This window comes from Aeromonas sp. 95A, from assembly GCF_051919235.1.
Taxonomy (GTDB): domain Bacteria; phylum Pseudomonadota; class Gammaproteobacteria; order Enterobacterales; family Aeromonadaceae; genus Aeromonas; species Aeromonas veronii.
Genome location: NZ_JBQBFC010000001.1, coordinates 1,474,632 through 1,487,984 on the forward strand (window position 1 = coordinate 1,474,632; position 13,353 = coordinate 1,487,984).

A 13,353-nucleotide genomic window follows, 5' to 3' on the forward strand; every position below is an offset into this window, starting at 1 on the left:
GAATTATTGACATGAGTGATACCAAAGCGAGGGGTCGGTAAACACAGCAAATACTGCCCATAATCACTTTTTACCAACCTCTGCGCCTGCAACTGCGCATCATTGATCCAGCCCTGACGCTTTTGCAAAGTCTGAATGAACAGCCCGGCATCTTGCTAGCTATCCGGTGTACCCGTGTCTAACCATGCACAACCACGGAAAAAGGTGACCTGCAGTTGCCCCTGCACTAAATAGCAACGATTGATATCGGTGCTCTCCAGTTCACCTTGAACCGAAGGAGTCAGCTGTTTGGCAAACTCGACCGCATGCTTATCAAAAAATAGAGACCGGTCACCACATAATGACTAGCAGGATTGGCCGGCGTCTCGGTGATCGCCAAGGGCTTACCCTGCTCATCGTGCGTCAATACCCCATAACGAGCCGGATCGTCGACCCTATAGGCAAATACCCTATCCCCCTGATCATCCGACATTGCCTGACGTAACTGCTCGGAAACATCTGCTGATACCACCTGCTCGGCATATGAAAAGGTCGCCCCCCATTGACTGCCATCCCTCAACAGTCATCGGAAGCTGAGCAGATCGATGGGCGCACTGATAATCAAAATCTCGCGGATACCGGCCAGCATCAGCACCGATAAGGGGTGGTAGATCATTGGTTTGTCGTAAACAAGTAAGAGCTGTTTGCTCACAGCCTGTGTGGCTGGATAAAAACGAGTCGCCTTTCCGAGAGGGTGGGGGTACACACAATGGACGCGCCATTACCGATCCTCCAATAATGCCTGCTGCGTTGATTTGAAAGTGATATCTTTGCTATCAGATTTCGACTACCCTTTTTAGTACCTTATCTACTAGCATCTTCGCTTTATCCATATCACTCGCTTCTACATAACAACGCAATTCTGGAGCATTACCAGAAGGACGTAAATGAATAATGCAACCATCATCAAGCGTGATACGAAGACCATCCGTTGTATCAATCCCACCCACTTGACTATCGACCAATCCGAGATGCACCACCAACGCCTGTGGATTGGCAACTCCCAAGGCTAAAATAGCTTGACTACGAGAAATGGCAAAATCCTTAATCCGATCAGAATGGGTATAGCGCGTAGGCAATTCAGCCACTAATGGCGATATAGCACCTTTTCCTGTAGCCGACAACAGCATCAAAAATGGTAATACAGCATCACGAGTTGGCAGAGCAGCAAGTACTTTACCATCCAGATCAATATCACTACCTAACAAAAAACCACCATTGGCTTCAAACCCTGCTACTCGCTGATATTCATAAACCAGCTCAGCAAATTGTTCGATAACATATGGTGAACCAATTTTTGTCAATTTCACTTTTTTAAAGCGACCACAGCTTGCAATAATAGTGTTACTACTCACAGGAATGGCCAATGCCTCAATATTCAACGCGCTGGCACACAACAAACCCAAAATATCGCCGCGCAGCCATTCACCATTTTCGTCAGCGACCAAAGGCCGATCACCATCACCATCGGTAGAGAAAATTGCATCAAGTTGATGTTCGAATGACCAACGACGAGCTTTTAATTTATCCTCTTCCCCCACCGCCTCAGTATCAATTGGCACAAATTGATCGCAGCGCTCGATACGCACAACCTCAGCCCCTAAAGACTTAAATAATGGAGCATAAAGTTCACGACCAGCACTCGAATGTTCATAAATACCAATTCGCTTACCCGCCAACATATCATCAACAAACAAAGATGCGTAACGGGAACAATAATTTTCAGCGGCCCTTGGACTGGAAATCAACTCAGGCAACACAGGCAAAGAGTCAAAATCAACCTCAGCCGCCAAAATCGCCAATTCATCGGCCTTGGTGATTTCACCATCTGGTCGATAGAATTTTAGCCCGTTGCGATCAAATGGAATATGGCTCCCTGTCACCATAATACATGGCATGTTATCCTGCATTGCCTGACAAGCTAATGCTGGGGTTGGGATTACCCCGTAATAAATTGGCTCAACCCCCGCTTGCAACAAAGCAGCTGCACAAGCCTGCGCCATGGCATAACTGCTCGGCCGGTTATCAATGGCCAACGCCAATTGGATGGGAGAGAATTCCTGGCGTAATACGGCAATAAATGCATGGGTAAAAGCGGCGCATACCTCGGGCTTAAAATCGGCTACCAAACCACGAGCACCGCTAGTGCCGAAGGAAATACCACTCTGAGTAATAATAGATTGTGTATTGTTCATGATTTTTTGACCAAAAACTGAGAAATTTTGGAGATATTTTTCAACACAACTGTCAATGGCCAGAATAAACCATTATTGCGCATCGCGTGAATATCCTCACGAGTCTTGCGCAAGATACTTGCCAGAGAGCGATTACTGATCCCACCCACACGCATCTTGATTAATACCTTTGGTAAGTAGCCAGCATGAACATTCCCTCGCCATAAATAACGCAAAATAGAGTCATAGTCAGCAGCAATCTTATAACTCAAATCAAAATAATTAAATTTTTTGTAAAAACTACGCTTCATATAAAATGTCGGATGTGCAGGCATCCAACCATATTTTAATTTTTTCTTATTATAGGAGCCACTTTGCCATAGACGAACTACTTTATTGACATCTTTTTGCTGCACGTATTCAAGATCTGCATACACGGCATCATATCCGCCTGATTGAAAAATTCCAACCATGTCCTGAATAGCGTCTGGATAAGCGAACAAATCATCTGAGTGCAAGAAGCCGACAATATCTCCGGTTGCAGCCGCAATACCTTTATTAAGCGCATCGTAAATTCCACGGTCAGGTTCAGAGATAATCTTGCTTACCCGCGTGCAACCATCATTGATCACTTTAAGAGTATTATCTTTCGAAGCTCCATCAACAATAATATATTCAATATCAGGGTAAGTCTGGCTCTCTAATGAAGCAAGTGTGTCATGAATGGTGGCAGCACTGTTATACGTTGCCGTGATAATGCTGACTTTCATCAATAGCCCACTCCAGTAGATGGAATACGTACAATGTCATCCTCCTCAAGATATATACCGGTACGTACCTCGATCATCTCCAGTGGAATTTTCCCAGGATTCTCGATGGAGTGAGCGACACCGACCGGAATATAGGTCGATTCATTCTCAGAAATCAGAAAAGTATCATCGCCACGGGTTACTCGCGCTGTGCCAGAAACAATAATCCAATGTTCGGCGCGATGATAATGAATTTGTACTGCTGTTTTCTGACCGGGTTTAACCATCACCTGCTTAACGTGATAACGCTGACCATCCGCAATTGCATCGTGGCTACCCCAAGGGCGAAATACCTCACGATGCTGTAATTGCTCTGGGCGATTAGCCGCTTTTAACTTGTTAACAATACCTTTAATATCTTGCACTCGGTCTTTATGGGCAACCAGCACAGCATCTTTTGTTTCTACCACAACAACATCATCGATCCCCACTGTAGCGGTTAAACGATGTTGGGCATAAATAAAACTATTATGAGTCTGCTCGGTTAATACATCACCTTGCAATACATTACCCTGAGCATCCTTTTCACTTACTTCCCACAATGCAGACCAGGATCCCACATCACTCCAACTGGCATCCAGCGGCATCACCACTGCATTGGCCGTTTTTTCCATTACAGCATAGTCAATGGAATCATCCGGGCAGGCTGCAAAAGCATCCGGATCAAGCCGGATAAAATCGAGATCGTCCTGCGCCAGCTGCAATGCCAACTGACACTGCTCAACCATCTGTGGACAATGCAGGGCCAGCTCGTCCAAATAGACCGACGCCTTGAATAGAAACATGCCACTATTCCAGAGATAACGGCCATCAGCCAAATAATGTTGCGCCAGCTCAAGGTATGGTTTTTCAACAAACGCAGCAACCGTGCTCGCCCCAAGCCCGATCAAATCACCTTGCTGGATATAACCATAACCGGTCTCTGCCGCTGTGGGTACAATACCAAAAGTCACCAGTTTGCCCTGCTCGGCCAGTGGCATGGCTGCTTGCACCGCTTGGCAAAATGCTGCTGGTTGTGCAATTACATGATCGGCAGCCAGCACCAACAGCAAGGGGTCCTCTCCCTTGGCACGAGCATGCAATGCTGCAATAGCCACCGCAGGGGCGGTATTGCGCCCAACCGGCTCTAATGCAATGCCACCATTTGCCAATGTGGCTTTGCGCAACTGCTCTGCCACTATAAAGCGGTGTTCCTGATTGCAGATAAGAAATGCCGGCTGATGATTTAAGGGAGATAGGCGTAACAAGGTCTCTTGCAACATGGTGGCCGAGCTGGTGAGCGATAGAAACTGCTTGGGAAACAGGGTGCGAGACAAGGGCCACAGGCGAGTACCAGAGCCCCCGGCCATTACAACAGGCAATAACATGGCATTACGTCCTTTCTAAAAAATAATCTTTGGTATGCGGATGCACACTCGGGTCTTTCAGCAACTCATTGACGCTACACCAGCGATATTGGTCATGCTGGCTCAATGGCAGTGCATCTTGCGCTCCTTGCCATGCCACTTCATACCCCAACACCACGTAATGGGTTGAAAAATCTTCACCCGAGAAGTTATCGGTATAAAAGTGCTCATAAGGACCGAGGAAGCGGGCATTGTCACGACAAGCTGCAACCCCTAATTCTTCCTCAGTTAAACGCAAAAAAGCATCATTTAACCGTTCGTCTTTACGAACTCGACCACCCGGGACAAACCAGAAACCTTGCGCCGGGCGGTTTAAACGACGCCCAAGCAGTATCAGCCCAAGCTCGTTGCGCACAATCAAATCAATCGAGATAAGTGGCGTAGCCGCCACTATCAGTTGAAATTGCGTCTTATCTAACCAATGACTTAGTATATTTGGGACGTCATTATTTACGGAAGGCATCTTGGTGCTCCAGGAACCACTGATAAGTCAGGGTCAGGCCTGCTTCCAATGAATGGGTATAATGCCAACCCAGGTTAGCCAAGCGGCTTACATTCATTAGTTTTCGCGGAGTACCATCAGGCTTAGTAGCATCGAATACTACCTCACCGGCAAACCCCACCACCCTAGCCATAGTCTCTGCCAACTCGCGGATTGTACAATCGACACCGGTTCCCACATTGATATGGGACAGCATCGGCTGGGTATTGACCTGATATACCTCGTTCGCCAATTCCATCACATGAATGCTGGCGGCCGCCATATCATCAACATGCAAAAACTCGCGCATCGGCGTACCGCTGCCCCACACCACCACCTCTTTATCACCATGTAACTTGGCTTCGTGGAAGCGGCGCAGCAGTGCCGGGATAACATGTGAATTTTCCGAGTGGAAATTGTCATTTTCGCCATACAGATTGGTAGGCATCACGCTGCGATAATCTCGACCATATTGGCGATTATACGATTCACACAGCTTGATACCTGCGATCTTGGCAATGGCATATGGCTCATTTGTGCCCTCCAAGCTCCCTGTCAGCAGTGCAGCCTCGGTCATGGGTTGCTCGGCCAGCTTGGGATAAATACAGGAAGATCCCAAAAACAATAACTTCTGAACGCCCGCCTGATGTGCGGCATGAATGATATTGCACTCCATCACCAAGTTTTCATAAATAAACTCTGCTGGATAGGTGTTATTAGCATGGATCCCGCCCACCTTGGCAGCCGCTAAGTAGACCTCATCGATCGCTTCATTTGCAAAAAAACGCTCTACAGCCTCCTGGCGAGTCAGATCCAGCTCACGACGAGAACGAACGACCAGCTCAACATCATTTCGAAGGGCCAACTGGCGGCAGATAGCCGAGCCGACCATCCCTCGATGGCCAGCGACAAACACACGCTTTTTATGGATGCTCTGCTCGCTCATCTCTTAATTCTCCAGTGAGATAGCCACATCAAAGCCATTTGCCTTGAGCAAAGCATGCTGTTTGGCTTGTTGCAGATCGTTGGCCACCATTTCGGAACACATCTGTTCGACAGAGATCTCAGGCACCCAACCCAGCTTGGCCTTAGCCTTGGCAGGATCGCCCAACAAGGTTTCAACTTCAGCGGGTCGGAAATAACGGGGATCGACCCGCACAATGACATCCCCAACGTTAACTGCCGGTGTATTATCACCCGTCACAGCCGTTACCGTGGCGATCTCATCAACACCTTCACCACTGAACGCAAGTTCAATCCCCGCCTCTTTGGCTGACATACGCACGAATTCTCGAACAGAAATCTGCTTACCGGTGGCAATGACAAAATCCTCTGCCACCTCTTGTTGCAACATCATCCACTGCATCCGTACATAATCCTTGGCATGACCCCAATCGCGCAGGGAGTCCATATTGCCCAAGCAGAGACACTGCTCAATTCCCTGAGCAATATTAGCAATGGCACGAGTAATCTTACGGGTCACAAAGGTTTCACCACGGCGCGGTGACTCGTGGTTAAACAGAATACCGTTGCAGGCATACATGCCATAAGACTCGCGGTAATTTACAGTGATCCAGTAGGCATACATCTTGGCCACTGCATAGGGGGAACGGGGGTAGAACGGAGTGGTCTCCCGTTGCGGGATCTCTTGCACCAAGCCATATAGCTCGGAAGTGGAAGCCTGATAAAAACGGGTCTTTTGCGCTAGGCCGTTCACACGGATCGCCTCAAGAATACGCAAAGTGCCGATAGCATCGACATCTGCAGCATATTCAGGCGATTCAAAAGATACCGCCACATGGGACATTGCGCCCAAGTTATACACCTCATCAGGTTCTATCTCTTTTATTAAGCGATTAAGGTTTGAACTGTCAGACAAATCACCATAATGAAGGATTATATTGTCGCTTAACTGGCGCAGGTGATCAACACGGGTTGTGTTATAAGAAGACGCACGACGGATTAAACCGTGAACTTGATAACCCTTTTCAATTAACAGCTCGGCTAAATAGGAACCATCTTGGCCGGTAATGCCGGTAATTAACGCTTTTTTTTTCATTTTATTACTCTCAAACATACATAAAAAAAGAGAACAGAGCGATGACAAAACTTTTCTTTTAATGAAAATGAACTAACGTCAGCAGTGCATGAAACATTCGCCCCATGTCGACGATAACTTAACAAAGGCATATCAAGAAAAATCACTTTGCCATACATGTTTGCAATTAACCCCAGCCACCAATCATGCATAGGAATTGAGTCAGGAAAGGGCATTGCGCTTAGTAAAATCCGCCGTTTAAATGCCAAGCAGCAACCAAGATATGAATTCTTTATTAAATTTTTAAATAGGCCACCACCTGAATGACGCATTTTAAAAAATGAGGGTTCAATAACTTTTCGACTCGCATCGACGACTTGACAATCAGTCACCACCATACTGACTTGATCGCTTGACAATATAGTTAAGCACTCTGTTACTTTTCTCTCATGCCATATGTCATCTTGGTCAGAAAGAAATATAACATCTCCTTTAGCTTGAGCAAGTGCATACTCAAAATTTTTTATCAAACCCTGCCGTGGCCCGTTGACCAACCGAATACGTGCATCTTGGAAGCGAGCGATAACAGCCAGAGTATTATCTGATGAGCCATCATCTGAAATAATAAGCTCATCATTAACTTGCAACTGTTGTAAAATACTTTCTATTTGTTCACCGATGTATAACCCTCCATTATAGGAGGCTAGACATACACTAATCATATTAGTAACATGCATTCCATGCCTCAGCTTAATGAATATTTACTTTATTTATTCTATTTACCAATGATGAGTTACATATAACGGCAACCGAACACAGCACTATCAAAACAAATGCCCCTCTACTATTTGAGAAAATCAACTCTTTAAAATTAACAACAAAAATCAACAACCAAAAAACTAAAACTGATACACATATATGCTTTTCAAATTTAGTAAAATTTATACTTTTGGTTGCATTGCAAATCAAAAAAACAAAACAAATTGTATTCGCAGCAAGAAATATCGCACCAACTATTCCGACACTTGAAAGGATTTTAATCGGCCCAACATCGCTATTAATTAAAAATGTGCCACCACCAAATATATAGTTAGTCTCCGTCAATGAAATTGAATAATGATTATTCAACAAATCACTAGTGCTAGCAGATGAAATGTTTTTTGATTCAGCAGCATTAATAAATAATTCAAAAGCCCATGGAATCATTACATTAAAAATCAAATCATTATATTGATAAAGAGCATATGATACAAAACAAGATATAATAACAATATTTATAGCAAAATGTTTTATTCTTGTTCTCTTGTCGCATGAGACATGAAAGAATTCATGAAAAACATTAATCACAACAAAAGATACATATAATAAACATGTTACCATAAAACCAGTTCGAGCAGTAACTAAAGAGCTCAATATAAATAAATATGATGCCAGGGAGTTCTTGTATGAGTCCCCTCCTCCCCACAAATACAAGCAATTAACGAGCACAAAGCCAAATACAAATACCAATGATAACGCTGTTCCCCCTCCCACACTAATATCGATTGACCTCATCCCCTTTAAAACCTGAATGTTATCTGCCATTTTGAAACTTACAACATTTAAAACAAATTGTTTCACTGGATCGAATAAAAAAATAATCAGCGTGGTAATAGCTACAAGTATACATGCGTTTACAACATCACAAAGAAGGATTTTAAACCAATCAAGTCCAATCATCCGACTATATAGTGAAACGACACCAAAGCTACCAGTAATGAAAAATGAAAACTTTAACAACTCAATAAAAAAAATATACTCATTGCCTTTAGAAAAGATAGAAATAAAAAGAGAATAAATGATTACTGGGAATATGGAAAAAGTTAGAAGACCATAACTCGAATCAACTTTCCCATTTATAAAAGATAGACATAAAAAATAAACAGAAAATAAAAAAACAGTTGGGAACAAAAAGTCTAAAGGCTTTAAATTTGGTCCAAAAATAAAAAGGTATAACAAAAGAAACAACACTACTCGTATAAGTGTTCTTTTCATAGGAAAGTCAACTTTATAGGCGTTGCATATTGACATTTTTAAGTATGTGCCCCATCTGTACAACCCATGTAAATTTCTGAGTCGCATAAGTCCTGATAGTGGTATGTGATGAGTTGATGCTTGTAAACCAACAAAATAATTCGCTTAAAGAAAATACTTCTTCATTTGCAGAAATCTGATAGCAATAGTTATTTATATCAATAGATGAATCGATATGTGACTTAATTATAGGCAGGCCTCTAATCAGGTACTCTTTAGATTTCAATGAATTATTATAGTTATTTCCACTTCGATGCCGCCCCAATGAATCAACACCAATATGTGCGTTAGCGAATACTTTATCCAAGTTCTCACCATCCAAAGGACCATGGAATGTCACTCTTGAAGTAATATCAAGTTGTTTAGCTAAGGCCACTAAATCAGAAAGCAAAGGACCATCACCAACCAGATGGAAGTGAATGTCACACGTTGGTTTGTTCGGCCCAGTATAGTAGTGTGCTAAACTTCGAAGAAATCGATCATAACCATGCCACGGAGCAAGATTGGCAACAGCAATAAAATTGAGTTGCAGACCATTAAATGTTGATGTTGAAATTGGTAACAAATCAGGGTTTACTGCATTTGAAATACAGATGGCTGGGCGGCCCCATATCTCTTTATCGTTAGAGAAAGTAACGAAGCGATATACATGATTCGCCATTGTTTGACGAAAAACTTGTTCAAGCTTCAGCTTCAATCTACTGAATAGACAAGCCTGATCGTATTCATGATCATAAGGAAATGTTGGTATTTCCATAATAACCCGAACCCCGGCCGATTTAATCCTTTTCAAAAAAATATTAAATAGAGGGTTAGCATAATGCGTATAACGAATATATAAAAAGGTGACACCATTTTTTAAAATAAATTGCTCGAGATTATAGAACTGCAACCATGATTTTAAGCGTCCTAGTTTTCCTGCACCAAACTCATTTAAAAGATAATCATCGACTTGCCTACTAAAATAACCATCAGATTCAACTAACCGGCAAAAATAACACGTTTCAGACATTGATGCTAATGCAGAAACTTGTGATAATATTTTTTTTGATATGCCAGATGACTCTTTTATCGTCTCATTAATAAAAAATAGGGCGCGCATAAAGTTCCTTATGCTTGGCAGGTAACTACTCACAAACGCGTAAAAATGTTAACTCTCTAACCTTATTAAGGTCGCAAGATGAATCAGAGAACTTTATCAATCACACCCAAACAAATCGCGGGTATAAACTTTTTCGACAACATCACTTAATTCATTCACCATACGGTTCGCAATGATAACGTCACACTCAGTTTTAAATTGCTCAAGGTCGATAATGACCCGCGAGCTGTAGAATTGGCTCTCTTTTAAAGTGGGTTCATACACAACCACCTCGATGCCCTTCGCTTTAATACGCTTCATAATGCCTTGGATAGCACTGGCGCGGAAGTTATCTGAGCCGGCTTTCATCACCAGTCGGTAAACACCTACCCGTTTGGGGTTCCGGTGCAAAATAGATCCGGCAATAAAGTCTTTGCGGGTAGTATTGGCATCAACAATGGCACGGATCAGGTTATTCGGCACGTCATTGTAGTTGGCCAATAACTGTTTGGTATCTTTGGGCAGGCAGTAACCGCCATAACCGAAAGAGGGGTTATTGTAATGATTGCCAATGCGCGGGTCTAACCCGACCCCTTCAATGATTTGACGTGAATCGAGGCCAAGTGATTGGGCATAGGTATCCAGCTCATTGAAATAGGCTACCCGCATCGCCAGATAGGTATTGGCAAACAACTTGATGGCTTCCGCTTCGGTGCTATTGGTAAGCAGTACCGGCACATCTTCTTTAATAGCCCCTTCGAGCAGCAAATCTGCAAACTGCTGAGCACGCTCACTGCGTTCACCCACAACTATGCGGGAAGGATGCAGGTTATCATAGAGGGCTCGTCCTTCACGCAAAAATTCAGGTGAGAAAATTAGCTTGTCACAACCAAGTTCTTCACGCAGTTTGGCAGTAAAACCGACCGGCACCGTTGATTTTATCACCATCACCGCAGCCGGATTAATCGCCATCACGTCACGCACCACGGCTTCTACCGTATGTGTATTGAAATAATTGGTAGTGGGATCGTAGTCGGTAGGGGTTGCGATTATCACAAAATCAGCATCGCGATAAGCCTGCTGCTTATTAATCGTTGCGGTGAGATTAAGTACATGAGTTTGTAGGTAGTGTGCAATTTCAACATCCACAATCGGTGACTGGCGATCGTTAATTAGTGCCACTTTTTCTGGCAATACATCAAGGGCTACCACTTCATGGTGCTGGGCAAGCAACACCGCATTAGATAAACCGACATACCCGGTTCCGGCAACAGCAATTTTCATACAGACTCACTATAACGATTGTGAATATTAACTATTAAAAACAGCATTCCAAGCATCGGATATTTTTTTATCCGAATTTTTTTGGTTTGCTATATTGAGAACATTTTTTTTATTTGGCACATTAAGGCTACACAGAATAGCCTGCAGTTCATTATTATTATACTCATGCACAAATGGGTATTCATTAGTTGCCCAAGCTGAGAAGTCGGATTTATTAACGAGTACATTTGCGCCAAGACTCATCGCATGAAAAATAGCACCAGTCACGATCATGGAATTATCTACGTGTGGAATAACCACGTAATCTGAATTTAATATTGCAGAATCCAGTTCAGATGCTTCAATGTAACTATTTTCCCAGGAAACAAGAATTTTTCTATTGTAGATAATTGAATTTATCTCATTAGTTAAATCAGTATCCTGACAATAACCAAGCATAGTGAGTTTTTTGTCTTGTGGCCATACTGATAACAAAGAAGGCAATCCTTTATACGCTCTCACCAATCCGAAATATAAAAAAACATAGTCTTTTTTATTATTTTCATCATCTTGACCTTCATCATCCATATTTATTTTTCTGTAAAGAGGATGTGGCACAACTTTGGTAATATTTAGACCATCAACCTCTCGATGAGCAACGATCTCATTAGCCAAGTGATACATTATTTTGCAAATAACGTCATAATACCACTCAGAACCAGGTTTCATATCGTGCGGTTTGTAATTATGTCTGACCCAGATTATTTTTCTAACAACAATCTTAGCAAAAAGAAGATATAAAACCGCCACTCCTAATTTAATTAAGCGTTTATCTTGAACGACCAGGTTTTCAAAAAAATTTAATATTAATAAATCTCGGTTCCAACTAAATGGCTTGAGTATTTTACTTGTTATTTTAAGAAATGAGGTAACAGAAAATCCCATTTTTTCCCAAACAGCTGAATTTAATGAAAAATATTCATTCATTTCCATTTTGGGCGGGTAGCAATAAATAGTCTCATTTTTAGCTATCATTATTTAAGCTCAACTTAAGTTTGGCTGTTAGGTTAGCCTTGACAATGCCTTTAACTACTCTAATTAAATTTTTTAAGAACAACAAAATGAAATCTCGCCTAGAGGCCCATGATATTAATTTCCCTTGGCTTTTAATCAATTCTTTGCTTAGCCATTTTTCATTCAGTATAGCTATTAACTTAAACTTTTTACTTTCTAAAGATTTTGAATTAGCTCCATACCAACCTTTTTGACCATCTTTTGGGAACAGCCATTTATTGATATGGTGACTAAACGCCTCATTTACCGAAGCAGTCCACAAAATGCCACTATAATCAACTTGTTTAATGATTGAGTTAATATCTTCACTTGGTATGACTAGGTTCCATTTTATTTTATCTAAAAATTTCTGATTACAGACAAAAATAAACGTACTAATCCAAGCATGCAAATGTACATCTTGCATAAAAAGCCCTTTTAAATGCCCATCTGCATGACCTATTAATACAGGGATCGTTTTATGCCTTTGAATTTCTGCTATTCCACTCAGTATCGCAATTCTTGATCGGATATTCCATTTTCGATGCTGATTAAATGTATCATTTGCAAAAATGAAGTAATTTTCATTATCAGCCAAGTCATTCATATCAGCAAGTATATCTAGCCAATATGAAAGACCTTTCTGCCAACCAGAAAACTCGCCTCTCGTATTATCACCAGTGGAAAAATAAATATTTTCATATTTCTTTTTATTAATGGCGTTATTTTTATCAAATTGACCGTTGAAAACGACTATACATTTATATCGCATACCAGAGTTTTTTAAAACTGCCAAAAATTCATCCAAGGCACTTTCAAAATAATCTTGATAATAAGACAAAAACACCGCAATGATTTCTTTTTGCAATTTTGGTTTCATTAAAAACTCAGGTCCAACATTATTGACTTTCTTTTTAAAGGGACTATTCCAGAATG

General features: G+C 42.0%; 12 protein-coding genes and 1 pseudogene. All 13 read right to left on the reverse strand.

What is annotated here, in order from left to right; translation table 11 throughout:
* Positions 1-44: 44 nt before the first annotated feature.
* Positions 45-745: pseudogene (locus tag ACTG2U_RS06390) on the reverse strand (sugar nucleotidyltransferase); the annotation flags it as partial.
* A 70-nt stretch (positions 746-815) separates the two neighbouring features.
* Complete coding sequence (locus ACTG2U_RS06395) at positions 816-2,234, reverse strand: phosphomannomutase (protein ID WP_439974225.1); 1,419 nt, start codon at positions 2,232-2,234, stop codon at positions 816-818.
* The gene (locus ACTG2U_RS06400) at positions 2,231-2,983 is read right to left on the reverse strand and encodes a glycosyltransferase family 2 protein (protein ID WP_439974226.1); all 753 of its coding nucleotides are present in this window, start codon (positions 2,981-2,983) and stop codon (positions 2,231-2,233) included. Before ACTG2U_RS06400 ends, ACTG2U_RS06395 begins: the two co-directional genes overlap by 4 nt.
* A complete protein-coding gene (locus ACTG2U_RS06405) occupies positions 2,983-4,389 on the reverse strand; it encodes a mannose-1-phosphate guanylyltransferase/mannose-6-phosphate isomerase (RefSeq protein ID WP_439974227.1) in 1,407 nt (468 codons plus the stop codon). The genes ACTG2U_RS06400 and ACTG2U_RS06405 overlap by 1 nt, the downstream gene beginning before the upstream one ends.
* Before the next feature lie 4 nt (positions 4,390-4,393).
* The gene (locus tag ACTG2U_RS06410) at positions 4,394-4,891 is read right to left on the reverse strand and encodes a GDP-mannose mannosyl hydrolase (protein WP_439974228.1); all 498 of its coding nucleotides are present in this window, start codon (positions 4,889-4,891) and stop codon (positions 4,394-4,396) included.
* Positions 4,875-5,855: a GDP-L-fucose synthase gene (gene fcl, locus ACTG2U_RS06415; protein ID WP_439974229.1), complete on the reverse strand. Its 981-nt coding sequence runs from the start codon at positions 5,853-5,855 to the stop codon at positions 4,875-4,877. The genes ACTG2U_RS06410 and fcl overlap by 17 nt, the downstream gene beginning before the upstream one ends.
* 3 nt (positions 5,856-5,858) lie before the next feature.
* Positions 5,859-6,968 (reverse strand): GDP-mannose 4,6-dehydratase, encoded by a 1,110-nt coding sequence (gmd, locus tag ACTG2U_RS06420; RefSeq protein ID WP_439974230.1) that lies wholly within the window; start codon positions 6,966-6,968, stop codon positions 5,859-5,861.
* Positions 6,965-7,669, reverse strand: coding sequence for a glycosyltransferase family 2 protein (locus ACTG2U_RS06425; protein WP_439974231.1), 705 nt, complete (start codon positions 7,667-7,669; stop codon positions 6,965-6,967). Before ACTG2U_RS06425 ends, gmd begins: the two co-directional genes overlap by 4 nt.
* Before the next feature lie 28 nt (positions 7,670-7,697).
* Positions 7,698-8,981, reverse strand: a complete 1,284-nt coding sequence (locus ACTG2U_RS06430) for a hypothetical protein (RefSeq protein WP_439974232.1) — start codon at positions 8,979-8,981, stop codon at positions 7,698-7,700.
* Between the two features lie 13 nt (positions 8,982-8,994).
* Positions 8,995-10,122, reverse strand: a complete 1,128-nt coding sequence (locus tag ACTG2U_RS06435; protein WP_439974233.1) for a glycosyltransferase — start codon at positions 10,120-10,122, stop codon at positions 8,995-8,997.
* A 96-nt stretch (positions 10,123-10,218) separates the two neighbouring features.
* Positions 10,219-11,385, reverse strand: a complete 1,167-nt coding sequence (locus tag ACTG2U_RS06440) for a nucleotide sugar dehydrogenase (RefSeq protein WP_439974234.1) — start codon at positions 11,383-11,385, stop codon at positions 10,219-10,221.
* 27 nt (positions 11,386-11,412) lie between these two features.
* Positions 11,413-12,399 carry a hypothetical protein gene (locus ACTG2U_RS06445; protein ID WP_439974235.1) on the reverse strand — a complete coding sequence of 329 codons (987 nt, stop codon included), beginning with the start codon at positions 12,397-12,399 and terminating at the stop codon, positions 11,413-11,415.
* Positions 12,389-13,297, reverse strand: coding sequence for a hypothetical protein (locus ACTG2U_RS06450; RefSeq protein WP_439974236.1), 909 nt, complete (start codon positions 13,295-13,297; stop codon positions 12,389-12,391). The genes ACTG2U_RS06445 and ACTG2U_RS06450 overlap by 11 nt, the downstream gene beginning before the upstream one ends.
* Positions 13,298-13,353: the final 56 nt, after the last annotated feature.